This window comes from Pseudomonas sp. G166 (assembly GCF_037027455.2).
In the GTDB taxonomy this organism is placed as follows: Bacteria; Pseudomonadota; Gammaproteobacteria; order Pseudomonadales; family Pseudomonadaceae; genus Aquipseudomonas.
Genome location: NZ_CP146985.1, coordinates 2,194,769 through 2,218,505 on the forward strand (window position 1 = coordinate 2,194,769; position 23,737 = coordinate 2,218,505).

Sequence of the window (23,737 nt, forward strand, 5' to 3'; positions counted from 1 at the left end):
TTCAGATCCTGAAGTCACCTGCGACCGAGCTGTTAAGATGCCGGCATATTTTCGACCGGCCTGCCGCAATGCTTCTCCCCGCCCTCGATTGGCACCCCCAACCCCGCCTCGAACCCCTTCATCTGGACTGGCTTGCCCGTGCTGCAGTTGAAGTGGCGGTGTTGCGTCTGGACCGGATCGATCCGCTGATCAGCGGCAACAAGTGGTTCAAGCTGATTCATCATTTGCGCGCTGCCCACGCGGCGGGTGCCGAGGGGGTCATGAGCCTGGGCGGTGCCTATTCCAATCATCTGCATGCGCTGGCGGCGGCCGGTAAGCGCTTCGGTTTTCCAACGGTCGGGCTGCTGCGCGGCCATCCCCAGGAAACGCCAACGGTGCTCGACCTCAAGGCGTTCGGCATGACGCTGCACTGGTTGGGTTATGGCGGATACCGCGAGCGGCACGCAGCGGATTTCTGGGAGCCGTGGCAGACCCGCTACCCACATTTGCATCCGGTACCCGAGGGCGGTTCAGGATTGCCCGGCGCCCAGGGTTGCATGAGCTGGGTGACCCGTGCCCGTGAGCAACTGGCGGCGTTGGGGTGGACGGATTATCACGGCTGGTGGTTGGCCTGCGGTACCGGCACGTCGTTGGCGGGGTTGGTATTGGCCGAAGCGGGAGAGCGCCCGGTCTACGGTGTGCTGGCGGTGCCTCAGGACCATGGCGTGGCGCAGCAGGTCGAAAGCATCGTGGAGGCGGCGGGACTAGCCCATCCGCTTTATGAATTGTTCGACGGCAGCCGAGGCGGTTTCGCCCGGGTCGATGCCCAACTCAGCGCCTTCATCGGCGCCACCGACGCTATCGAGCTGGAACCGTTGTACACCGGCAAGGCACTGATGTTGCTCAGGGCGCAGGTCGAGGCAGGGCGGTTTGCTCCTGGCACTCGCTTGATCTTCGTTCACACCGGCGGCTTGCAAGGCCGCCGGGGTTTCGAATAGCCGGCGATCAACCGCGTTTGGGCATCATCCGCAGCAGCGTGTTATCGCGCACTATGTAGTGGTGATACAGGCCCGCCAGGGCATGCAGGCCAATCAACCAATAGCCGATGGTCCCGCCCAGCACATGCCAGCCTTCCAGCTGTTTGGCAAAATCCTTGTCTTGATTGATGAGCAGCGGCAAATCGAAACCGTAGAACATCACTTGATGCCCTTCGGCGCTGGTGATCAGCCAGCCCAGCAGCGGCATGGCGATCATGAACAAGTACAGTGCCCAGTGCATCAAGCGTGCAAGGAGGGTTTGCCACGCAGGCGACGCCGGGAAAATCGCCGGTGCCTTACCCATGCTGCGGGCGAACAGGCGCAGCCAGACCAGCACAAACACCGTCAGGCCGAGCATGAAATGCGCTTCCTTGATCAGGGTTCTTCCGCCACTGCCCTTGGGAAAAATCCCTCGGAACTCGATGCAGGCATAAACCACGGCCAGCAAAACCAGCATCAGCCAATGCAAGGTGACTGTGACGGTACTGTAGCGGCTTTCTGAGTTTTTCCAGGGCATTGCAGGTATCTCCAGCATCAGGGTAAAGCGCCGTCTTGAGCGGCGTTGTGCTTTTACTGTAAGCCCGTTTCGCTGGGTTTGCATGAGCCAAATCAGTTTTACCGGCACGAAGATCCGGAAAGTGCTTTCGCAGGAGCGCGCAGGCTGTGCAGCCGAGTGGGCGCAGGCCCCTTGCTACCGAACAGGCAGTTCAGGACGTTGTGTCCGGTGGGTTCAGGAGCCAGTCAAGCAACAGACCCGCGTCATCGTTGCCCGGTGCTGATTTCGGTGACGCAGCGGCCTGCCCGCCACCGCTGTCGATAATCCCGGGGCACAGCACGGGTCGATCGGGGTCGCCATCGAGAAAACTCACCAGTACTTCACTGCCGGCCATCAGGGTGGGGCTGGCGTCCAGCGTCAGTCGCGACACGGGCAGCCTGATGCCTTCCTCATCCGGGGTCCATAGGCTGACTTGGACTTGGCCGCGCTCATCCGGCCTGGCCGGTTGGCCGGCAGGGCCGAGCACACGGGCGATGTGATAGCCGGGGATGCGGGGCTTGAGATGCTTGAGTGTCGGCCTGAACACGGTGGACCAGGCAATGGCTGAGAATCGGTTGCGATAGTCCTGGGCTGGCGGTGTGGGCGGCAAATGGGTTTCAAGGATGGAAAATTGCCGCCCGCGATGCTGGACCTCGGTGATCAGCCATTGGTCATTGAAGGTCGATACCGGATGTTCGCAGATCTGCGCGATATGACCACTGCGCAGGGCCGACTGGCTGCTGTGGCCGTGTATCTCCTGTTGCCGACAACGCAGCCGTTCAAGGTTTCGGCGACCGACCTGGTAACGATGCGCCAGCGACGGGTTGTCGCGCAGTGTCTCGTGGTCGACACCGTCAAAGGCATGATTCGCCGCCAGATCCCCGGCTTCGCTGCTTGCCCGGTCGCTGAAGCCGGCTGGCGAGCCAGGCGCCATTGAACGGTGACGCTGGTAGAGCCGCTGTACGGCCGATGGCAGACTGGCGTCTTGGCGCAGGGTCAGTTCGACCGGCCGCGCCGGGAAGCTTCCAGGGTCTTCGGCGAACACCAGGACATGCCCATGGAGGGCATGTTCAAAGTGATAGTGGATGCCTTCTTCCTCGCATAAGCGCTGCAGCAGATCCAGATCGCTTTCCTCGTACTGGATGCAGAAAGGCCGGCTCGGGTACTGCCCATGGGGCAGCTCGAAACGGTAGCTGTGGGCGGGCAGCGCGTTGTCCTCCAACAGCCGCTGCAGCACCTGCACAACGCTGAGTCGATAGAAAACTCGCCGCTGCGGGCCTTGCTCCAGGCGCTGGAGGTAAGGAACCAAGGTCAAGCGGTAGCCAATGCGATGCGAGTCATGCGCGTTCAGGCTGACGCTGTGGACAATCCCATGGATGCCCGCTTCGGCGTCCAGGCGCAGGAAGGCCGGTTGCCCCAGCAGGGTGTCGGGGTTTAGTGGCGGCGCCAGGCCGATCAGTTCGAGGTCAAAGCGGTAAGGCTGGTTGAGGGCTTCACGACCATTGAACCGCAATACTTGCAATTGCAAGTCGCTTTGCGTGAGGGTCAGGCTGAAGGGACTTTCCGTGTCGTTGCGCATCGCCGTTCTTACTTGCAGAGAGAGAAGCGCAGAGGGTACGAAACCCCAGGGTGAAACGGTGCTAGCGAATCGCTATTTCAGAAAACCCCTACAACATCCTGTGGAAATGTCGATTCAATAGCGTGAATTTTTTGGTCGATCAGCCGGTTTAGGCCGTATAAACTTGCGCCACAGCGCCGGCCGGCAGATGTCTCGGCGCGTCAGACAAGAGAGTGAGTAATGGGCGCACAGTGGAAGGTTAAACACAAAGAAGCGGCTGCCAACGCCAAGGGCAAGATCTTCGGCAAGCTGGTGAAAGAAATCACCATTGCCGCGCGCAACGGCGCCGACACCGCAACCAACGCGCACTTGCGCCTGGTGGTCGAGCAGGCGAAGAAGGCCTCCATGCCCCGCGAGACCTTGGAACGTGCGATCAAGAAAGGCTCTGGCCAGCTCGGCGAAACCGTGCAATACCACCGCGTCACCTACGAAGGCTTCGCACCGCATCAGGTGCCGCTGATCGTGGAATGCGTGACCGACAACATCAACCGCACCGTTGCCGAGATTCGTGTGGCGTTCCGCAAGGGCCAACTGGGTGCCTCGGGTTCGGTTGCCTGGGACTTCAACCATGTCGGCATGATCGAGGCCGCACCGGACAGCCCGGATGCCGATCCGGAAATGGCCGCCATCGAGGCTGGTGCCCAGGACTTCGAGCCGGGCGAAGAAGGCGCGACATTGTTCCTTACCGATCCTGCCGACCTCGATGCCGTGCAGAAGGCGCTGCCGGAGCAGGGCTTTACTGTGTTGTCGGCCAAGTTGGGCTATCAGCCGAAGAACCCGGTCAGCGGCCTGACCGACGAGCAGATGGCTGAAGTCGAAGCGTTCCTCGAAGGCCTCGACAACCATGATGATGTGCAGGATATGTTTGTCGGGTTGGCGGGTTAAGCAGTACGACTCCCTTGTGGCGAGGGGATAAATCCCCTCGCCACAAGGGTGCTGGCTCAACCGGTGTACTTGAACTCGCTCAGCAACCCTTCAATCTCCTCGAATCCCGGTCGCGCCAGCACCTCTGGCTGACAACAACGCACCTGCAGATCCCGCAACCTCGCCAGGTCCATAGCACCGAGCGGCGGTTCAATCCGCGCCATCAATTCCTCCAGCAGAATCCCGAAGGCCCGCACCTCGATGCGCTGTAGTACGCGGGTTTGCAGGGTGTCCGTGGTGGCGTGAAACGACGCCGCGCCAAAGTCCCCCAGCAGGCAATCGCCTTGGTCGTTGCAAAGAATGTTGTGCCCGTACAAATCCCCATGGGTGATCCCCTGGCGATGCAGGTGCGCCGACACCGAGGCGATGCCCCGGGCGATGCGCAAGGCCACCGGGGCGCTCATGCGCAGCGCGTCGGCGTACACGTCGCGGGTGCACGACGCCAGGCTCGGCAGCCCGGCGAGGTTGCGATAACTGGGCTCGATCAGCGCCATCACCAGCCCGGTCTGTTCCTCGGGATGCCCGACAATCTGGCCCAGCACTTCAATCAGGTTCGGATGCCGACCTGCAGTGATGCAGGCATGCATTTCATGCAGGGGGGAGCCGTCGCTGGTCATCTGGCCCTTGTACAGCTTCACCGCGACTTTTCGAACCTCCTGGCCCGGCGGCTGCCACAGCGCCTGATGAATCACTCCCGACGCACCTTCGCCCAGTTGTTGTTGCAGGCTCAGTTGCGACCAATCGATGGGCGTTGTGGTATCCAGGGCTGCCGCCTCGGCCTGGGTTTCCAGCGGATTACCCGCGTAGGCGAGCCAACTGAGGCTTGGCAGCGCCAGCAACTCTTGCGGCAATTCGGTCAGTTGGTTGGCGGCGATGCGCAGCAGTTCGAGGCGATGGCACTGACCCAGGCTCGCAGGCAGCTGGCGCAGGCGGTTACCGGCCAGCATCAGCTTTTGCAAAGGCGGGCGGTGGCCCAGCTCATCGGGTAATTGGCTGATGCAGTTATCGGTCAGGATCAGCCAGCGCAGCTGCGGTGGCAGGGCGGCAGCCGTGACGCGTTCGATGCGGTTGGCCTTGAAGCCGACCATGGTCAGCGCAGCACAACGGCCCAAGGCTTCGGGCAGCTCAGTGAAGCGGTTGTCCGAACAAAACAGCACGCGCAGGCGGCTCAGCCGATGCAGGTCGTCGGGTAGCGAATCCAGTTGATTGCCGCTGAGGTTGAGAATTTCGAGGGAGTCGGCCAGCTCGAAGATTTCCCGGGGAAACTGCGTCAGGCCGCAGGCCAGGTCCAGCCGGGTGATGCCTGAGAGCTGGCCGGCGCGCAGTTGGGCGAGGGTATCCATGGAGGGGGTCGCTGTTGATCAAGGGGCGGACGCACAGTCCGAAGCCAGACAGTTAACCAATAATCAGCCCAACACAAAACCCTGTGGCGAGGGATTTCTCTGTGGGAGCAAGGCTTGCACGCGATGCAGGCGTCTCTCTTTCTCTACGAGCGCGCTGTTTTCATCGGCTCCCGCAGCAGTGTTCCTCCCCTCACCACAGTCGATCGCTCTAGCGCTCGATGCTGCGGTTCCACCGGGCATTCCAGGCTGGGCGTTGTTCGTTGACCTGGTCCCAATCCACTGCAATCGCCGTTTCCAGGTAGTGCTTCATCGCTTCCACCTGGCCCCGGGTCTTGTCGGTGGTCGGGGTATTGGGGTTGGACGGGATCTGGTCGCCTTCTTCCAGGGCTATGGCCTGGGCTTCGGGCGTCAGCAGGAAGGCGGCGAGCTTCTGTGCCAGCTCCGGTTGGGTATTTTGGGCGATGGCGCATTCGGCGACGTTGAGCACCACGGCGCCTTCCTTCGGCTGCGCGTATTCGACCGGCATGCCCTTGAGTTTCAGCGCAGTCACCTGGGTGGGTGTCAGCGGGAACAGCGCGGCTTCATCGGTCTGCAGCATTTCGGAAATTTTCGCCGAGCTCGGGATGTATTCCAGCACGTTGCGTCCGACGGTGTTCGGCCAAGCCTTGAAGCCCGGCTCGACGTCGGCCTCGCTGCCGCCCTGGATCCGGTTGAACATTAGGAAACCGTGCAAGCCAAACGTGGATGAGGCCATTGACTGGAACACCACTTTGTCCTTGAAACGTGGGTCGGCCAGGTCCATCCATGATGTCGGCGCGTTCCAGCCTTTTTCCTTGAACAGCCGTGTGTTGTAGGCCAGCCCGGTCACGCCGAGGCTGACCGCCACGGCCTGTTCCTTGATGCGGCCCTTGGCCGGGATCTGTGCCAGGGGCGGGCTGTCCTCGAGCTTGTCGCACAGCCCCATGGTGATGGCGCGGTACATGATGCCGTCATCGAGGAACATCACGTGCATCTGCGGGTTGCCTTTACTGGCCTGGACTTTGGCCAGGATGTCGGCGGAGGTGCCAGGCACGATCACCACTTTGACGTTGTTGGCTTTCTCGAAGGCCGGCAAGACCTTGTCGGCGTAGAGCCGCTCCATGGTGCCGCCGTTCATGCCCAGGTAAAGCGTCGGCTCGGCCAACGCCTGGCTGACCGGGAGCAGGGCGCCCAGGCAAGCGCAACCCAGCGAGCAGAAACCGAACAGTGCACTGCGTTTGACGTTATTCATTGGCGCGACCTTCCTCTATCAAGCAACGGAGATGGAGTGAAACCGGGTGATGGAAAACGCATCCAGCGGTGTGGTTGATGCACCGCTGCAGATGATCTCGGTGAGTGCCTGGCCCACCGCCGGGCCGATCTGGAAGCCCGCGCCGGCGAAGCCGAACGCATGCAACAGGCCAGGTTGAGTGCCGCTGTGGCCGATCACCGGTTGGCGATCGGGCAGGTAACCTTCGGTGCCGCTCCAGGTACGAATCGCCTGGGCACCCTGCAAAAACGGATAGAGTTCGACCGCCTGGCGCAGGATGTCGATCACGGCGTTCTGGCCGGGGCGGGCGCGTGCGTCGTCCAGGGCAAAACCTTGACCGCCCCCCAGCACGCAGTTGCCGCGAGCGACTTGGCGCGCATAGATGCCGCCGCCCTCCACGCCGGTGCTGGCGTTCATCACCAAGGGCAATGGCTCGGTCACCAGCATCGCCGGGTGGCCGGCGTGCATGGGCACGGCTTCGCCGAACTGCGCGGCGAAATGGTTGGCCCAGGCGCCGGCGCAGTTCAGCAACCAGGGGGCGCGAAATGCCAGGCCTACCTCGGTGTGTACGCCAAATTGCTGGCCGTCATGTTCGACGCCGCTGACCGGGCATTGTTCGCGGACCTGTGCGCCATGCCTGCGGGCAGCCTGGGCAAAGGCCGGTGATACCAGGCGCGGGTTGGCATGGCCGTCATCCGGGCACAGCGATGCTCCGACCGCAACCGCACCGACCCATGGGAAACGGGCGCGCAACTCATTGCGATCCAGCAGTTGCAAATCGAGGCCGAAGCCCTGGCAACTGGCGGCGTAATCGTGCAACGCTTGCAGATCTTGCGCACTCCGGGCCAGTTTCAGGTGACCGCTGCGCTGGTACTCACCGTCGATGCCGATCAATCGAGGCAACTGGCCCCAGATTTCATGAGCCCGTTGCGACAGGGGCAGTTGCGACAACGGCCGCCCCTGTCGACGCACGCCTCCGTAGTTCACGCCGCTGGAGTGCGAGCCGCAAAAGTCCCGCTCCAGCAATGCCACCCGTCGTCCGGCCTGGCTCAGGAACAACGCGGCCGAGGCGCCGACGATGCCGCCGCCGACGATCACCACATCCACCTCGATCATGGCTCGACCTCCAGGCCGAACGGCACGGGTTTGATCGGCGCCTGGGCCCGCAAGCGGCCGATGCTGGAGACCGGCCGGCCACTCTCGTGGGCGATGATCTCCGCTGCCGCAGCACCGCACATCCGTCCCTGGCAACGGCCCATGCCGACCCGGCAATGAGCCTTGACCCGGTTGATCTCCCAATGGCCTTCGCCCACCACCTGGCGGATGTCACCGACGCTGACTTCTTCGCAGCGGCAAAGCATCAGGTGGTCAACGGCTTCGGCGGCCCAACCTTCGGGGAAGGCAAACGCGTGTTCCAGGCCCTGGCGGAAATGGCCGATGCGTTCGAGGGCTTGTTCCAACTGCGTGCAACGCTGCGGGTCGATCAAATAACCGATGTCTTCGAGCAGCGCCAGGGCCGCCCGTTCACCGGCTATTTCAGCGGCATCGGCGCCCATGATCCCTGCACCGTCACCCGCCAGGTAGACCCCGGGCACGCTGCTACGACCGGCGCGATCTCGCTTCGGCAACCAGGCGCGATTGAGCGGGTTCCAGGTGAATTCGCAGCCCAGCAGGTCGGCCAATTGGGTTTCGCTGCGCAAGCCGTGGGCGAAGGCCAGCGCGTCGCAGTCAAGGGATTGCTCGCCTTTCGCGCTGCGCCATTTGAGCGACTGCACCCGGCGTTCGCCATCGATACGCGACAGGCTTGCCCCTTGTTGTACGGTGATGCCGCGGGCGGTCAACCAGGTGCGGTAATAGAGGCCTTTGGCGAGGGTGATCGGTTGGGCCAGCAGGCCGGGCAGGGCACGAACCTGGGCGCTGAAGGGCGAGCTGTCGAGCACCGCGACCACGTTGGCACCGGCCCTGGCGTATTGATACGCCACCAGATAAAGCAACGGACCGCTGCCGGCGAACACCACCCGTTCACCAATGGCGCACCCCTGGAACTTCAAGGCGATCTGCGCCGCGCCCAGGCTGTAAACCCCGGGCAGGGTCCAACCGGGCACGGGCAGGATCCGATCAGTGGCGCCGGTGGCGACGATCACCTTGGTGTACTCAAGGCGGTCGGCGCGGCCCTCATGCAAGGTGTCCAGCAAACCAGCCTCGGCGTTCCACACCAAGGTGTCGGGACGGTAATCGAGCTGTTCGCGCAGTTCGTCGAGGGCCTGGTGGATGGCGTTGGCCTTGTGCGCTTCGAAGCCATATAGCTTGGCTGGCGGGCGCTTGAAGTTGGGCGGTTGCCGTCGATAGATCTGCCCGCCACCGCGGGCGGCCTCGTCCAGCAGGATTGGGTAAACGCCATGGGCGACCAGCGTCTGCGCGGCACGGATACCGGCGGGGCCGGCGCCGATGATGGCTATCGATTTCATCGCCACCTCATAGGCAGGGCCGGGGGATTTGTGATGCTGTCGACAATGTTCATACCTGACGCCCCGGTTCGCGGCTGATGTGCAGCCCTGCTTCGAGCAGGGTCGAGCAGGCGCGTACGCGGCGGCCATCGCCCAGGCGGACCCAGCAGTCCTGGCAGGCGCCCATCAGGCAGAAACCGGCCCGGGGTTCGGCGCTGAAGTCGCTGCCGCGCAGGTGTTCGCTGCTGGTCAGCACGGCGGTCAGCAGCGTGTCGCCCAGCAGGCCGCTGGCAGGTACGCCGTCGAGGGTAAAGTCCAGGGCCGGGCGGTCGCCTTCGGCCAGTCGTTTCAGCAGAGCCATGGCGCCCTCATTGTTTACCGACCAGGACCCGATCCAGGCCATAGACCCGGTCGAGCAGAATCATGGTCACCGCCGTCAACCCAATGACCAGCGCTGACACCGCCGCCATCATCGGGTCGATGGATTCGGTGGCGTAGACATACATGCGCACTGGCAGGGTTTGCGTGGCCGGTGACGTGACGAAGATCGACAGCGTGACTTCATCGAAGCTGTTGATGAACGCCAGCAACCAGCCCCCGGCCACCCCTGGCAGGATCATCGGCAAGGTGATTTTTCGAAACAGTGTGAAACGCCCGGCCCCCAGCGATTGCGCGGCCTGTTCGGCGCTGCGATCCAGGCCGATGGCCGAGGCCAGCACCAGGCGCAGCACATACGGGGTGATGACCAGCACATGGGCGAAGATCAGCCAGGCAAAGCTGCCGTTCACCCCCATCAGCGCAAACAGGCGCAACAGCGCCACCCCCAGTACCAGGTGCGGGATGATGATCGGCGACAAAAACAGGCCGTTGAAAAAGTCCCGGCCAGGGAACTCGAGCCGAGTGATCGCCAAGGCCGCCGGCACCGCGATCAGCGTCGCCAGCGAGGCTGCGCAGAACGCCAGGACCAGGCTGTTGTAGAACGCATCAACAAAATCCGCACGCTCGAACACAGCACGGAACCAGCGCAGGGAAAACTCGCTGGTCGGCAGGCTCAGGGTGTTTTCCGGGGTGAAGGCGACGAGGCAGACCACCACCAGCGGCGCCAGCATGAACACTACCACCAGGGTATGAAACAACAGGGCGAAAGGACCGTTCCTGGACATGACGAGTTACCCCAATGACTTCTTGTAGCGGCCTTCGATCATCCGGTTCCACGACAGCATGATCAGCAGGTTGAGCAGCAGCAGTGCGACGGCAATGGCCGCGCCCATGGGCCAGTTGAGTTCCGACAGGTATTGGTCGTAGATCAGCGTGGCGACCATTTTCAACCGACGCCCACCGAGCAGGCCGGGAATCGCGAAGGAACTGGCGGCGAGGCCGAACACGATCAAGGTGCCCGACAGCACGCCGGGCATGATCTGTGGCAACACGACCTTGCGAATCACCGTGAACTGGCTCGCGCCCAGCGACAGCGCAGCCTGTTCGGCGGCCGGGTCGAGTTTCTGCAACGAGGTCCAGACCGGAATGATCATGAACGGCAGCATCACGTGGACCAGGGCGATGACCACGGCGAACGGCGTATACAGCAACTTCATCGGTGAGCCGCCGAAGGCTTGCAGCGTCTGGTTGACCAGGCCGTCGGCGCCGAGCAACAGGCTCCAGCCGAAGGCCCGCACCACCACCGAAATCAGCAGTGGCGTGAGGATCAGGATCAGGAAAATCGAACGCCACGGCGCCCGCATGCGACTGAGGACATAAGCCTCGGGCACGCCGATCAGTACACACAAGAGCGTGGTCAGGCCGCTGATCCAGAACGTGCGCAAAAAGATCTCGTAGAAGTACGGGTCACCCAGCAGGTTGGCGTAGTGGTCGAAGGTGTACGCCTCGTCGTTGATGCCCGAGCCGTAGTCAAAGACGTTGAACGACAACACCAGCGTCAGGCCGAGCGGAATGACCAGCAGGCCCAGGTACAAGGCCAAGGCCGGTGCGGACATCAAGTAACCTTGCCGGCCCCGGCGCATCCCGGCGATCAGCTTCATGCCGGCACCTCGTCCACGCTCAGCACTCGCAGCAGCGCCGGGTCCCAGTCAAGGCCCACCGCCGTGCCTTCGGTCATGGGCGCCGAGCCGTCGTTGCGACGCACCACACAGAGTTCGCCCAGGCTGGTCGAGACGCCGTACAGCCACTGGCTGCCAAGGAAGAAGCGGTTGACGAGAGTGCCTTGCAGTCGCCCTGAACCGGCCTCGCACAGGTCGATTTTTTCCGGGCGCAAGCTCAAGGTCAGGTCACCATTGCCGTGGCTGCAGGCTTGAACGACGCCCGCACTGTCCCGCACGCCGGGCAGCAGGTTGGCTTTGCCGACGAAGCCGGAAATGAATTCGGTGCGCGGGTGTTCGTAAAGGGTGTACGGCGCGTCGATCTGCGTGATGCGTCCGGCTTGCATCACTACGACGCGGTCACTGATGGACAGCGCCTCGGACTGATCGTGGGTGACCATCAAGGTGGTGATTCCGACTTCACGCTGGATGCGGCGGATTTCGTATTGCATCTCCTCGCGCAAGTTGGCGTCGAGGTTGGATAGTGGTTCGTCGAGCAACAGCACCGGCGGTTCGATCACCAGCGCCCGGGCCAGCGCCACGCGTTGGCGCTGACCGCCGGAGAGTTCCCGTGGGTAGCGTTCGGCGTGTGGGTCCAGGCGTACCAGCTTCAACACACGACCCACTCGTTGTTGCAGCTCGGCATTGGCCACTTTGCGCATGCGCAGGCCGAAGGCGACGTTGTCCTTGACGGTCATGTGGGGGAACAGTGCGTAACTCTGGAACACCACGCCCAGGCCACGGCTGGCGGGCTTGGCGTGGGTGATGTCGCGGCCGTCCAGCAGGATGCGTCCGCTGCTGGCTTCGACGAAGCCGGCGATCATCTGCAAGGTTGTGGTCTTGCCGCAGCCGGAGGGCCCCAGCAGCGAGACGAACTCGCCTTTCTCCACCGACAGGTTGGTGGCGACCACCGCATCGATGTCGCCGTAACGTTTGCCAAGTCCTTCAAGTCGCACAAAAGCCATAGCTGCGCTCCACCTGGGATTGTTATGCGTCGCCATGAGGCGCGCTTTTTTATGGGCAGATACGAAAGGATGCCGCTGGGTGCGTTGGCGCTCGAGCTTGAGTCGGCTGCCGTTGTTGTTCGAATCGCCCCTGTCTGGACGCAGAGTAGGACGAAGAATAGGATGGGCTCAATGGGCTATTTCACTGAAGCGAAGACTATTTTCAGTTTCATTCAGTGAGCAAATTTTATGACGAGAAATAACATGTCAGATTCCACTGATCGGAATGATAGCAAGGGTAACGTCGGGGTGGGCGCCGTCTCCAGGTTGTTCGCCGTGTTGCGCAGCCTGGGAGACACCGTCGAAGGCGGGGAGCGGGTGACGCAGTTGGCCCAGCGCATCGGCCTGTCCCAGCCGACCACCCATCGTTTGCTGCGCAGTCTGATGGACGAGGGCATGGTCGAGCAGGACGCACGCAGCAAACGCTATCGGCTGAGCCTGGATTTCTTTGCCTTGGCTGCCCGTGCCGGCAACTCTGGCAACCTGCGTGATCTTGTGCGGCCAGCGATGCTGCGGCTGTCGGCTTCCCTGGGGGATTCGTTGTTTTTGCTGGCGCGCAGTGGTTTCGATGCGATCTGCCTGGACCGCAGTGAAGGGCCATTCCCGATCCGCACGTTCACCGGCGACATTGGTGGGCGAGTGGCCTTGGGCGTGGGGCAGGGCAGCCTGGCCATCCTGGCGTTCTTGCCGGAGGAGGAGCGCGACACGGTGATTCATTACAATCTGCCGCGGCTCAAGGACTTCCACCTGTACGACGAAGTCTTCCTGCGCACGGAGGTGGAGAACGTGCGCGCACTGGGCTATGCCGGACGTAATACGGGCGTGTTGCAGGGCATGGCCGGGGTGGCCGTACCCATCCTGGATCGTGAAGGCCGGGCCGTGGCGGCCCTGAGTGTGGCAACAGTGAGTGATCGGCTGGGCCCTGATCGCCTGCCGACGGTGGTGGAAATGCTCAAGCGCGAGGCGGCTCTGATCGGACCGCGGGTCAACCCGTTCGACCCACTGCTGCGCAGGCCTTCACAGGTGTTTGGGCAGGGATGAGAGCCCCGGATCCCTTGTGGAAGCGAGCTTGCTCGCGATAGCGGTGTGCCAGTCAACATCGCTAGTGACTGAACCACCGCTATCGCGAGCAAGCTCGCTCCCACAGGGAACCGTGGTGCTCAGAAGTTGAGGGTCTGCTGGAGCTTTTGTGCTGCCGGCGTATCACTGGGTATGACCATCGCATAGTTGTATCCCGGTCCGGACCAGTACTCGGCCTGCAGCTCGCCGTCGCGACGGCTGCCACGGGGCAGCAGGAAGTTTTTCGGGCCTGGTGGGCGCACGTAGAAGCTGATCTTCTGACCGTTTTGATCCTGGTAAACCACCATGGCCGCCGCCCCCTGCTCGGTGCTGAGCAAGCGGCCGCTGACTGGCTTGAAACCTGCGCCAGACAGGTCTGGCAGCCGGTTGGCCTGGGTGAAGTAACGGTCGAGCCAGTCTTGCATGCTCTGCTCGTCACCGGTTTGGTAATCGGCCGGGAGGATGCCTTGCTGGGCAAATAACCGGTACGCCTGCAGGGCGTCCGCCATGGGTGCTGCCGCGCGCAGGAGGGTCATTTCCCGCGCCTGCCAACCGCTGATGCCGCCCACACTGACCGCCAGCAGCAACACCGCGGCGCTGGCCAGGTGGCGACGAGATCGATATTTCAGGCGCTGGCGAATCATGGCCGGGTCAAGATCCGGATTGGTTGGCTGATGCAAGGCCCCACTCAGGGCCGTGCGCAAGTGTTGTGCGTCCTGTTGCCAGGCCCGGACCCGGGCGGCGACCTCGGGATGGGTGCGAAGGTAAGTTTCTATCAAGTGCTGGTCGGCTTCACTCAGTTGGCGATCGATGTAGGCGTGCAGGTCGCTCTCATTGGGGGGCATGCTGATCATTTGAGTATCCGCAGGGTAGGGCGGGTGATTTCGCCTTCGCTGAGTTGGCGCAGGGCCTGGCGGGCGCGGGATAGGCGTGACATGACGGTGCCGGTCGGCACACCGAGGATGTCGGCGACTTGCTGGTAACTCAAACCCTCCACCGACACCCACAGCAAGAGTGCTCGTTGTTCAGTGCTGAGTTGGTCGAAGGCCTGGAGGGACGACTGCGCGATTACGCTACGTTCGGCCGAAGGATGGGCATCGTCGCGACCGGTGAAAAATTCCAGCATGCGCGCATAACGCCGGGAACGGCGATGGGCGTCGAGAAACTGCCGATAAAGAATTGAAAACAGCCAGGCTCGCAGGTCGCCGTCCGGGCGCTTGTCGTTCCATTTGGACAGCGCCCGCTCCAGGCATGCTTGGACCAGGTCATCGGCATTGCTGGGGTTGCGCGTCAGCGACACGGCAAAGCGTCGTAGCCGGGGGATGAGCATGCGCAGCTGTTCGTCGAGTTCGTTCATGGGAGTGGGCTTCTTGGGGCAGTCACTGCGCCTGGACTGGAAAGACGATCCGAGAACGAGATTATTCCAGTGCGGGAAAAATAAATACGAGGCGTGGGAATAAACCTGTCAGGCCTTCGTCTGACGGATTCTTTCCGCAAGCCCTGGAGCTTTTTTATGGTTGACCCTTCCTCTTCGCCGAGTCGGCCGCCACTGAGCACCGCCAGCCTGACGCTGCGCCTGGCCGGCATCGCGGTGATCGTCGCCGCCCTGGCCGGGGCATTTGCCTACGTCAACGGCACCTTTGACCCACAACGTCTGACGCCGAATGCGCTGGTCAACGTGTTGGAAAAAAATAACGGTGTGCACCCGGGCTTCCGGCGCAATCACTCGAAAGGTGTCTGCGTCGCCGGCTATTTCGAGAGCACCGAGCAAGCCCGCGCCTATTCCCGCGCGCAGGTGTTTAGGGATGCACGAACACCGGTGGTTGGGCGTTTCGCCCTGCCCAGCGGCAACCCCTACGCACCGGACGGTAGCGTACCGATCCGCAGCCTGGCGCTGCGCTTTACCCAGGCCAACGGCCAACAGTGGCGTACCGGCATGAACAGCATGCCGGTGTTCCCGGTGGGCACGCCCGAAGCGTTCTATCAATTTCAACAGGCTCAATCACCCGATCCGGCCACCGGGAAGCCGAACCCGGCAGCCGTGCCAGCATTCTTTGCCGCGCACCCGGAAGCCGTGCCGTTCCTGCAATGGATCAAGACCGCCAAACCGTCGGCCAGCTATGCCACTGAAACCTACAACGGCATCAATGCGTTCTATCTGGTCAACCCGGCAGGGCAACGCCAGGCGGTGCGCTGGAGTGTGGTGCCGATGAGCCAGGACGCCGGGGGCGCGCCGTTACCCCAGGGCGCTGATTTCCTTGAGCAAGACCTGGTCAAGCGCCTTGCCGCTGGGCCATTGCGCTGGCAGTTGAACATCACCCTGGCCAATCCGGGTGACCCGGTTAACGATGCCAGCAAGCCCTGGCCTTCTGATCGCAAGGTGCTCAATGCCGGCACGTTGGTACTGGAGCGTACCCAAGCGCAGGACAACGGCGAGTGCCGCGATATCAACTATGACCCGCTGATCCTGCCCAATGGTATCGAAGGTTCCGAAGACCCGCTGCTGGCCGCGCGTTCTGCCGCTTATGCCAGTTCCTACCTGCGGCGCACCAGCGAAGTCAGCCAACTGCCCGCCACCCAGGAGTCCCGCCCATGAGCGCGCCCCGTCACTTCGCACCGCTGGCCCGGCTGCTGCACTGGTTGATGGCATTGATGGTCATCGCCATGCTGTTTATCGGCGCGGGCATGGTCGCTTCGGTGTCCGAACGCCATGAATGGTTGCTGCAACTGCACAAGCCACTGGGTATAGCGATTCTGCTGCTGGTGATCGTTCGCCTTGTGGTGCGCTTGAACACCCGACAGCCGCCGCTGCCGGCCGATCTGCCAGGCTGGCAGGTGTTGGCGGCTAAAGCCTCGCACATCCTGTTGTATGCCTTGATGCTGGTCCTGCCGCTATTGGGCTGGGGCATGATTTCGGCGGCGGGGGACCCGGTAATGCTCAGCCATTCGCTGCAACTGCCCGCTATCCTGCCGGCGCACGCCCAGACCTTCGCACTGCTGCGCAAGGCCCACGGGTACCTGGCTTATCTGTTGTTCCTGACCGTGCTGGTGCATTTGGCCGCAGCGTTGTTTCACGCGTGGGTGCGGCGGGATGAGGTGTTGGACAGTATGTTGCGCGGGCGGGGTTGATGTCCTTGATATCTGAGGGCGAGCGATAACGTCGGGCGAGGGGATTCATCCCCTCGCCCGCAGGGCGTTCATCCTGACAGGTCCAAGTCTTGGATTGAGTTTCAGCGCAATTCGTCGACCATGTCTGCAACGGTGCTCAATATGTCCTTGCCCAATTGCATCGAGCGTTTGCCGGACCAGCCGGTGAGCGGGTTCGGATGATCGTCGTGGTCTTTGAACGGCATTTCCAGGGTCAGGGACAAGCAATCGTAATTCTGCCCGACCGCGTTGCAGGCCAGGGTCATGTTGGCTTTACCCGGTTCGTCGCGGGTATAGCCGTAAGTGGTCTGGAAGTCCTTGGTCTGATGCTTGAGATGGTTGCGAAAGCGTTCTTCGAGTTTGGCAATCCTTGGCGTGTAGCCAGGATTGCCTTCGCAAGCGGCGGTGAAGACGTGGGGGATTTCCTCATCGCCATGCACGTCGATGAACAGGTCGACGCCGTACTTTTCCATTTGCTGCTGTACGAAAAACACTTCAGGGCTGACTTCCGGGCTGGCGCTCTGCCAGGCACGGTTGAGGTCCTGGCCCATGGCATTGGTACGCAGGTGCCCGTGGAATGCACCGTCCGGGTTCATGTTCGGCACCAGATATAGATCGGCCTTGTCGAGCAGTCCGTTCAGTTGCGCATCATCATGATGCTGCAAGCGTTCGATCACACCCTCCATGAACCACTCGGCCATGTGCTCGCCGGGATGCTGTTGGGCGATGATCCAGATTTTGCGCCGACCTTCGGCGCCGCTGCCCTTGCGCAGCAGTTGAATGTCACGGCCTTCCACGCTTTTACCGATAGCCAGCAATTGGGTACCGGCCTTGTGCAACGCTTGCTCGATCAACCAATCGTGACGGCCACGGCTGTAGGGTTCGAAGTAGGCGAACCAGACATGAGGTTGTTCGGTTTCCAAGTAAAAGCGCAGGGCGTCGCCTTCAAACTGAGTAGGGATGCGGAACCAGTTGACATGATCGTAGGAGGCGACGGTTTGGTAGCCGGTCCACGCCTTGTTATAGGTCGATTGACTGGCATTGAGCAGGCGGAAGGAATATTCCTGGCCGACGTGCAGGCCGCTGGCCTTGAAGTGGAACCATTGGAAGTGGGCGCTGCGGGTGTCGGGTCTGATTTTCAGCAGCGATTGCAACGGGTTGCTGATGTCGACGACTTCAATGTTGCCACTGTCGAAATCGGCGCTGATATCAAAAGAAGATTTAGCCACGGTCACAGCTCCTGCAAAGGACTTTTATGGCCGTTACTTTACACGCAAGAAAGGGGAATCAGACGATTTGCGTCAATGTGAAGAAGGGGGCGCCCTCCCTGGACGCCAAGGCAGCTTAGAGAGTCAGCACGGGATTCTCAAGTAGCTGCCTATCGATCGTTTTCACCGGCGTGGCGGTGGGGAACCCTTGTAAATGGATATTCATTTGCTATCATCGCCGCCACCGAATTAGCGACACCCAAAGACTTCATTAGCCTGAAGCCATAAGCCGAAAAAACGGCAAAAAAAGACCCGGCAAAAAGCCGGGTCAAAAACCGTGATTAGCCTGATGAGGAGATATTCCAGAAGTCCGACCTAAGGTCTTCTGGGCTATCGACTGATCTCGCGATCAGCTGATGCAATAATAATCATTATCATTTGCAAGTCAAATGGTTTTATCGCATCGATTGGAAAATATTTCCTGTTGCCCGCATTCGCGGCGCCATTCCCATTGCTACGCCTAGCGGGTAGGGTAGCTATCCAGGGATCGGTCAATCATCACCTTGACCAGATCAATCATATGCACCACTGAAAACGCCAGGTCGCGGCTCGAGCCCTGTAGTCGGTTGGCGGACTCATGGGCGGTGGCCGCTGCGCAGCGCAACAGATCGCAAGCATGAACCAGGGCTTCTTCGCCGCTGATATTGCGGTTTACGTCGAAGAAGCGATGTTCTGCCTGGTCCGAAACACCCGGTTTCAAGTAGTAGTCCAAGGCACGCTGAGCCGCCGGGCAATCCTGCAGCGAAGGAAACGTGACATCGAAGGGGCTGTTGGGCGCATCTTTGTTGGGTATGTCCATGGTGTCGAGATTCTCCGTGTGGGGTATGAATGCCTGAGTCCAGAATAGTACCTATCGTAATTGTGACGATAATTTAAATACTACAATTTGTGTTTTGATGGCCGGAGCCAGCCACGTATCGTGCCGCACATGGATAAATGGATAGAGTTGGTCAAGGCCAAGATGAAGGAACTGCGCGTCACGCAAGTGGTGCTCGCAGAACGTTTGGGTATGTCCCAGGGCGGTGTCGGCCATTGGCTGACCAAGCGTCGGCAGCCCAGTGTCGAAGACATGAATCGGGTCCTGCAGGAACTGGGGATGGAGTTTCTGGAAGTGGCGATGGTCATTCGCGAGCCGGACACCTCGACCGACGAAGGCATGGCCCTGGCGCAGAAGTACAACCCGTACTTCCGCTACCCAGTGAGCGATTGGAGCGAGGTGGGTGAAATCCGCGAAGGCGAGCTCACGTCCTACGACAAGGGGCGCTATGAGCTGACGGATTACCACGCCCAGGGGGACGCGTTCTGGCTAGTCGTGGTTGGCGATGCGATGACGGCCCCGAGTGGGTTGAGCATTCCCGAGGGGATGTCGATCCTGGTCGATCCAGCCATCGAAGCGGTGCCCGGCAAACTGGTGGTTGCGCAACTGCCTGGCAGCAGCGATGCGACCTTTCGCAAATTGATCGAAGAGAGCGGCCAGCGTTACCTGGTTCCACTCAATCCGACTTACCCGAAAAACCTGTACACCGAACAATGCCGCATCATTGGTGTGGTCGTACAGGCCACCATCAGGTTCTAACTGGATCGGCCCGGCAGACGGGCCGATGCCTATTCTTCGAATGCCACCAGTGCGCTGCCTTCACTGACCATTTCACCTTCCTGGCAATACAGCGCCTTGATCACGCCGGCCTTGGGCGCACGAATGCTGTGCTCCATTTTCATGGCTTCCAATACCACCAGTTGTGCGCCGGCTTCCACCGTTTGGCCGACGCTTACCAGTACTCGGACGATGCTGCCGTTCATGGGCGCGCTCAGGTCGCCTTGATGGCTATGGCTGGCTTCGGCGGCGGCCAACGGGTCGTACTGGTCGACTCGGTGCAGGTCTCCTTTCCATTGCAGATACAGGCTGTCGCCCTGGCGGATGGCCCGATGTCTACGGCGCAGACCGTTGTGCTCGATCTCCAGTTGCTCGCCGTTGAGCTGCGCACAACCGGCTGTAACGTCCAGTGTCATCGCGCGATCCTGTCCTTCGCAGCTCAAATGCAGGGTGGTTTCTCTTGGCAGCCCCAGACGCAGCCCGGCGGTGTCGGCCCAGGGTGAGTGGGCGTCATCGGCTCGTAAATGCGGCGTCAGACTCAAGGCGAAACCTTGGGTCGCTGCGCGCCAGAAGTCGTCATCCAATTCGCCAGGCTCTGGCAGTAATTGCGCTTGGTAACGTGGGATAAATCCGGTATCCAGTTCCGCCGCCGCGAAGGCGGGGTGCGCCACGATGCGCCGCAGAAAACCGATGTTGGTTTTCAGTCCGCCAATGGCAAATTCGTCGAGCATGCCCAACAGCCGCAGGCGCGCTTGTTCACGGTCCTCACCCCAGGCGATCAACTTGCCGAGCATAGGGTCGTAGAATGGCGAGATCTCATCGCCTTCGGCCACACCGCTGTCAACTCGCCGTCCCGGCCCTTCGACTGACTCGCGATACAGTGCCAGGCGCCCAGTGGCCGGCAGGAAATCATTGGCCGGGTCTTCGGCGTACAGCCGCACTTCGATGGCGTGGCCCAGCAGCGGCACCTGCTCCTGGGTAATCGGCAGCCGCTCACCGCGCGCCACGCGAATCTGCCAGGCCACCAGATCGAGGCCCGTGATGGCTTCGGTCACCGGATGTTCAACTTGCAGGCGCGTGTTCATCTCCATGAAGAAAAATTCGCCGCGCGCATCCAGCAAAAACTCCACGGTACCGGCGCCGACATAACCAATGGCCTGCGCCGAGCGCACCGCGGCTTCGCCCATGGCTCGTCGCAGTTGCGGACTCAGGCCCGGTGCAGGGGCTTCTTCGACAACCTTCTGGTGCCGACGCTGAATCGAGCAATCGCGCTCGTTGAGGTACAGGCAGTTGCCGTGTCGATCGGCGAACACCTGGATTTCGACGTGACGCGGCTTGAGCAGGTATTTCTCCACCAGCATCCGTGAATCGCCGAACGACGATTGTGCTTCACGCTGGGCCGAGGCCAGGGCTTCGGCCAGTTGGCTGACGTCCTCGACCACTTTCATGCCTTTGCCGCCACCCCCGGCAGTGGCCTTGAGCAGCACCGGATAACCGATGCGCTCACAGGCGTCGCGGAAGGTCTCGAGGTCCTGTGCTTCGCCGTGATACCCGGGCACCAGGGGCACGCCGGCGGTTTCCATCAAGGCCTTGGCCGCGGATTTGCTACCCATGGCGTCGATGGCCGAGGCGGGGGGGCCGAGAAAGATCAACCCGGCGTTTTCGATGGCGCGGGCGAATCCAGCGTTTTCCGAGAGGAAACCATAACCGGGATGGATCGCCTGGGCGCCACTGGCCAGGGCGGCCGCGATCAGCTTGTCGATTTGCAGGTAACTGTCGGCGGCCTTGCTGCCGCCCAGGTCGACGCGCATGTCGGCTTCGCGGCTGTGGCGCGCATCACGGTCGGTGGTGCTGTGCACGGCGACGGTAGTCAGGCCCATGGCCTTGGCGGTGCGCATCACGCGGCAGGCGATTTCGCCGCGGTTGGCCACCAGCAACGTGGTGAGGACTGGGGCGCTCATCGACGCGGCTCCTTATGATTCGACTCGGCTTGCCAATTCGGCGCGCGTTTTTGCAAGAAGGCCCGCAGACCCTCCTGGCCCTCCGGACTGACGCGGATGCGGGCGATGGCATTTTCGGTGTAGCGCCGCAATGCGGGCGTGAGGGCGCCGTTGCCGACTTCACGCAACAGTTCCTTGCTGGCGCGCATGGCCGCCGGGCTGTTGAGCAGAAGGTTGTCGATCCAGTGTTCGACCTGCTGATCCAGTGCTTCGGCCGGGTAACTTTCCGACAGCAAACCGATTTCTTTCGCACGCTGCCCGCCGAAGCGTTCAGCGGTCAGGGCGTAACGTCGCGCCGCTCGTTGGCCAATGGCTTGCACCACGAACGGGCTGATCACGGCGGGCGCCAGGCCAATACGTACTTCCGACAGGCAGAACTGCGCTTCATCGGCGCCAATGGCCATGTCGCAGGCGCTGATCAACCCCAGCGCACCGCCAAACGCCGCGCCCTGGACGACCGCCAACGTAGGGATTTTCAACTTGGCGAGGTTGTACATCAGCTCCGCCAGTTCCCGGGCGTCGTCGAGGTTGGTGTGGTAGTCGAGCTCGGCCGATTGCTGCATCCAGGCCAGGTCGGCACCAGCGCTGAAGTGTTTGCCACGCCCGCGGATCAGCAGGAAGCGCAGGCTCGGATCGCCACTGACCTGGTCCAGGGCAAGGATCAGTTCACGGATCATTTCGGCATTGAACGCGTTGTTTTTCGACTCGCGGCTGAGCCACAGGGTGGCAACGCCGCGCGGGTCGGTGAGCAGTTCGAGGGTGTTGAAGTTATCCATGGGCATTTCCCGTTTACATCCGGAACACGCCGAAGCGGCTCGGTTCGATGGGCGCGTTCAGTGACGCGGACAAGGCCAGGGCCAATACATCGCGGGTCTGGGCCGGGTCGATGACGCCGTCGTCCCACAGCCGTGCGCTGGAATAGTAGGGGTGACCCTGTTCTTCGTATTGATCGAGAATCGGTTGCTTGATCTCGGCTTCCTGGGCGGCACTGAAAGGATGGCCGCTGCGTTCGGCCTGTTCGCGCTTGACCTGTACCAACACGCCGGCCGCCTGTTCGGCACCCATCACGCCAATCCGCGCGTTCGGCCACATCCACAGGAACCGTGGGTCGTAGGCCCGGCCGCACATGCCGTAGTTACCCGCGCCGAAACTGCCGCCGATGATTACGGTAAATTTCGGCACCTTGGCGCAGGCCACGGCAGTCACCAGCTTCGCGCCGTGCTTGGCGATGCCACCGGCTTCGTATTTTTGCCCGACCATGAAGCCGGTGATGTTCTGCAGGAACAGCAAAGGGATGCCACGCTGACAGGCCAGTTCGATGAAGTGCGCACCCTTCTGCGCCGCTTCGGCAAACAGAATGCCGTTGTTGGCCAGGATCGCGATCGGATAGCCGTGCAGGTGGGCGAAGCCGCACACCAGCGTCGTACCGAACAGCGCCTTGAATTCGTCGAACACCGAACCATCCACCAGGCGTGCGATCACTTCCCGCACATCGAACGGCTGCTTGGCGTCGGCCGACACCACGCCGTACAGCTCATCGCTCGAATACAGCGGGGCGATGGGCAGGCGTTGTTGCACGTCACCGAGTTTGCGCCAGTTGAGGTTGGCCACGCTGCGGCGGGCCAGGGCCAGGGCATGTTCGTCGCTGTCGGCGTAATGGTCGGCCACGCCGGAGATCTTGCAGTGCACATCGGCACCGCCCAGGTCTTCGGCGCTGACCACCTCACCGGTGGCGGCTTTCACCAGGGGGGGGCCGGCGAGGAAGATCGTGGCTTGCTGGCGGACCATGATCGCTTCGTCAGCCATCGCCGGTACGTAGGCGCCACCGGCGGTGCAGGAGCCCATGACCACGGCGATCTGCGGGATGCCCAGGGCACTCATGTTGGCCTGGTTGAAAAAGATCCGCCCGAAGTGCTCGCGATCCGGAAACACTTCATCCTGACGCGGCAGGTTGGCGCCGCCGGAGTCCACCAGGTAAATGCACGGCAGGCGATTCTGCTGGGCGATGGCCTGGGCGCGCAGGTGTTTTTTCACTGTCAGCGGATAGTAGGAGCCGCCTTTGACCGTCGCATCGTTGGCGACAATCATGCATTCGACGCCCTCCACACGGCCGATACCGGCAATCACGCCGGCCGCCGGTACGTCTTCGCCATAAACGTCATAGGCCGCCAGCGGGCTGATTTCCAGAAACGCTGAACCCGGGTCCAGCAAGCGGTTGATGCGTTCACGGGGCAGCAGTTTGCCCCGTGAGGTGTGGCGTTCCTGGGCCTTGGGGCCACCCCCTTGCTGCACTTGTGCGAGCAGGGTATGCAGGGCGTCGACCTGTTTGAGCATCGCCTCGCGGTTGGCGATGAACTCCGGTGAGCGCGGGTTGAGCTGAGTGTGCAGCGTGGCCATG

Annotated in this window: 23 protein-coding genes; 6 read left to right on the forward strand and 17 right to left on the reverse strand. The window is 61.9% G+C overall.

Annotated elements, in window-relative coordinates; all coding sequences use genetic code 11:
- The first annotated feature begins 68 nt into the window (after positions 1-68).
- Positions 69-977 (forward strand): pyridoxal-phosphate dependent enzyme, encoded by a 909-nt coding sequence (locus SGN16_RS09860; RefSeq protein ID WP_335944909.1) that lies wholly within the window; start codon positions 69-71, stop codon positions 975-977.
- 7 nt (positions 978-984) lie between these two features.
- Here the strand turns inward: SGN16_RS09860 and SGN16_RS09865 are convergent, their stop codons facing one another.
- Entirely contained in the window at positions 985-1,533 is a 549-nt protein-coding gene (locus SGN16_RS09865) for a cytochrome b (RefSeq protein ID WP_210643748.1), read from the reverse strand.
- A 190-nt stretch (positions 1,534-1,723) separates the two neighbouring features.
- Positions 1,724-3,130, reverse strand: a complete 1,407-nt coding sequence (gene tssI / locus SGN16_RS09870; protein ID WP_335944910.1) for a type VI secretion system tip protein TssI/VgrG — start codon at positions 3,128-3,130, stop codon at positions 1,724-1,726.
- Positions 3,131-3,349: 219 nt separating this feature from the next.
- Here tssI and SGN16_RS09875 point away from each other — a divergent pair, with 219 nt between their 5' ends.
- The gene (locus SGN16_RS09875) at positions 3,350-4,054 is read left to right on the forward strand and encodes a YebC/PmpR family DNA-binding transcriptional regulator (protein WP_003199952.1); all 705 of its coding nucleotides are present in this window, start codon (positions 3,350-3,352) and stop codon (positions 4,052-4,054) included.
- 56 nt (positions 4,055-4,110) lie between these two features.
- On the opposite strand, the gene SGN16_RS09880 is transcribed toward SGN16_RS09875, so the two are convergent.
- From SGN16_RS09880 to SGN16_RS09915, 8 genes are all read right to left on the reverse strand, one after another.
- Positions 4,111-5,436, reverse strand: a complete 1,326-nt coding sequence (locus SGN16_RS09880) for a leucine-rich repeat-containing protein kinase family protein (RefSeq protein ID WP_335944911.1) — start codon at positions 5,434-5,436, stop codon at positions 4,111-4,113.
- A gap of 208 nt (positions 5,437-5,644) precedes the next feature.
- Positions 5,645-6,706 (reverse strand): ABC transporter substrate-binding protein, encoded by a 1,062-nt coding sequence (locus SGN16_RS09885; RefSeq protein ID WP_335944912.1) that lies wholly within the window; start codon positions 6,704-6,706, stop codon positions 5,645-5,647.
- Between the two features lie 18 nt (positions 6,707-6,724).
- Positions 6,725-7,840 carry an FAD-dependent oxidoreductase gene (locus SGN16_RS09890; protein WP_335944913.1) on the reverse strand — a complete coding sequence of 372 codons (1,116 nt, stop codon included), beginning with the start codon at positions 7,838-7,840 and terminating at the stop codon, positions 6,725-6,727.
- Positions 7,837-9,192, reverse strand: a complete 1,356-nt coding sequence (locus SGN16_RS09895; RefSeq protein ID WP_335944914.1) for an FAD-dependent oxidoreductase — start codon at positions 9,190-9,192, stop codon at positions 7,837-7,839. The genes SGN16_RS09890 and SGN16_RS09895 overlap by 4 nt, the downstream gene beginning before the upstream one ends.
- Before the next feature lie 49 nt (positions 9,193-9,241).
- On the reverse strand, positions 9,242-9,532 hold the full coding sequence (locus tag SGN16_RS09900) for a (2Fe-2S)-binding protein (protein ID WP_210643754.1): 291 nt from the start codon (positions 9,530-9,532) through the stop codon (positions 9,242-9,244).
- 7 nt (positions 9,533-9,539) lie between these two features.
- Positions 9,540-10,334, reverse strand: a complete 795-nt coding sequence (locus SGN16_RS09905) for an ABC transporter permease (protein ID WP_210643755.1) — start codon at positions 10,332-10,334, stop codon at positions 9,540-9,542.
- Positions 10,335-10,340: 6 nt separating this feature from the next.
- Positions 10,341-11,210 (reverse strand): ABC transporter permease, encoded by an 870-nt coding sequence (locus SGN16_RS09910; RefSeq protein WP_335944915.1) that lies wholly within the window; start codon positions 11,208-11,210, stop codon positions 10,341-10,343.
- Positions 11,207-12,232: an ABC transporter ATP-binding protein gene (locus tag SGN16_RS09915; RefSeq protein ID WP_210643757.1), complete on the reverse strand. Its 1,026-nt coding sequence runs from the start codon at positions 12,230-12,232 to the stop codon at positions 11,207-11,209. The genes SGN16_RS09910 and SGN16_RS09915 overlap by 4 nt, the downstream gene beginning before the upstream one ends.
- A 243-nt stretch (positions 12,233-12,475) precedes the next feature.
- Between SGN16_RS09915 and SGN16_RS09920 the strand changes: the two genes are divergently transcribed.
- Positions 12,476-13,312 carry an IclR family transcriptional regulator gene (locus SGN16_RS09920; protein WP_210643758.1) on the forward strand — a complete coding sequence of 279 codons (837 nt, stop codon included), beginning with the start codon at positions 12,476-12,478 and terminating at the stop codon, positions 13,310-13,312.
- A 119-nt stretch (positions 13,313-13,431) separates the two neighbouring features.
- Here SGN16_RS09920 and SGN16_RS09925 read toward each other — a convergent pair whose 3' ends face one another.
- Together SGN16_RS09925 and SGN16_RS09930 are read right to left on the reverse strand one after the other, a co-directional pair.
- Positions 13,432-14,184, reverse strand: a complete 753-nt coding sequence (locus SGN16_RS09925) for an anti-sigma factor (protein WP_335944916.1) — start codon at positions 14,182-14,184, stop codon at positions 13,432-13,434.
- Positions 14,181-14,687, reverse strand: a complete 507-nt coding sequence (locus tag SGN16_RS09930; RefSeq protein WP_210643760.1) for a sigma-70 family RNA polymerase sigma factor — start codon at positions 14,685-14,687, stop codon at positions 14,181-14,183. Before SGN16_RS09930 ends, SGN16_RS09925 begins: the two co-directional genes overlap by 4 nt.
- A gap of 156 nt (positions 14,688-14,843) precedes the next feature.
- Between SGN16_RS09930 and SGN16_RS09935 the strand changes: the two genes are divergently transcribed.
- Positions 14,844-15,926 (forward strand): catalase family peroxidase, encoded by a 1,083-nt coding sequence (locus SGN16_RS09935; RefSeq protein WP_335944917.1) that lies wholly within the window; start codon positions 14,844-14,846, stop codon positions 15,924-15,926.
- Positions 15,923-16,459 carry a cytochrome b gene (locus SGN16_RS09940; RefSeq protein WP_210643762.1) on the forward strand — a complete coding sequence of 179 codons (537 nt, stop codon included), beginning with the start codon at positions 15,923-15,925 and terminating at the stop codon, positions 16,457-16,459. Before SGN16_RS09935 ends, SGN16_RS09940 begins: the two co-directional genes overlap by 4 nt.
- Positions 16,460-16,560: 101 nt before the next feature.
- Here the strand turns inward: SGN16_RS09940 and SGN16_RS09945 are convergent, their stop codons facing one another.
- Together SGN16_RS09945 and SGN16_RS09950 are read right to left on the reverse strand one after the other, a co-directional pair.
- Entirely contained in the window at positions 16,561-17,712 is a 1,152-nt protein-coding gene (locus SGN16_RS09945) for a M14-type cytosolic carboxypeptidase (protein ID WP_335944918.1), read from the reverse strand.
- A gap of 493 nt (positions 17,713-18,205) precedes the next feature.
- Positions 18,206-18,544 carry a DUF3077 domain-containing protein gene (locus SGN16_RS09950; protein WP_210643764.1) on the reverse strand — a complete coding sequence of 113 codons (339 nt, stop codon included), beginning with the start codon at positions 18,542-18,544 and terminating at the stop codon, positions 18,206-18,208.
- Between the two features lie 129 nt (positions 18,545-18,673).
- On the opposite strand from SGN16_RS09950, the gene SGN16_RS09955 reads away from it, so the two are divergent.
- Entirely contained in the window at positions 18,674-19,321 is a 648-nt protein-coding gene (locus SGN16_RS09955) for a S24 family peptidase (protein WP_210643765.1), read from the forward strand.
- A gap of 29 nt (positions 19,322-19,350) precedes the next feature.
- Here the strand turns inward: SGN16_RS09955 and SGN16_RS09960 are convergent, their stop codons facing one another.
- From SGN16_RS09960 to SGN16_RS09970, 3 genes are read right to left on the reverse strand one after another with little or no spacing between them, the layout of a single operon-like run.
- Positions 19,351-21,300 (reverse strand): acetyl/propionyl/methylcrotonyl-CoA carboxylase subunit alpha, encoded by a 1,950-nt coding sequence (locus SGN16_RS09960; RefSeq protein ID WP_335944919.1) that lies wholly within the window; start codon positions 21,298-21,300, stop codon positions 19,351-19,353.
- Complete coding sequence (locus SGN16_RS09965) at positions 21,297-22,115, reverse strand: gamma-carboxygeranoyl-CoA hydratase (protein WP_210643767.1); 819 nt, start codon at positions 22,113-22,115, stop codon at positions 21,297-21,299. The genes SGN16_RS09960 and SGN16_RS09965 overlap by 4 nt, the downstream gene beginning before the upstream one ends.
- A 13-nt stretch (positions 22,116-22,128) precedes the next feature.
- A complete protein-coding gene (locus SGN16_RS09970; RefSeq protein ID WP_335944920.1) occupies positions 22,129-23,736 on the reverse strand; it encodes a carboxyl transferase domain-containing protein in 1,608 nt (535 codons plus the stop codon).
- Position 23,737 lies beyond the last annotated feature (1 nt).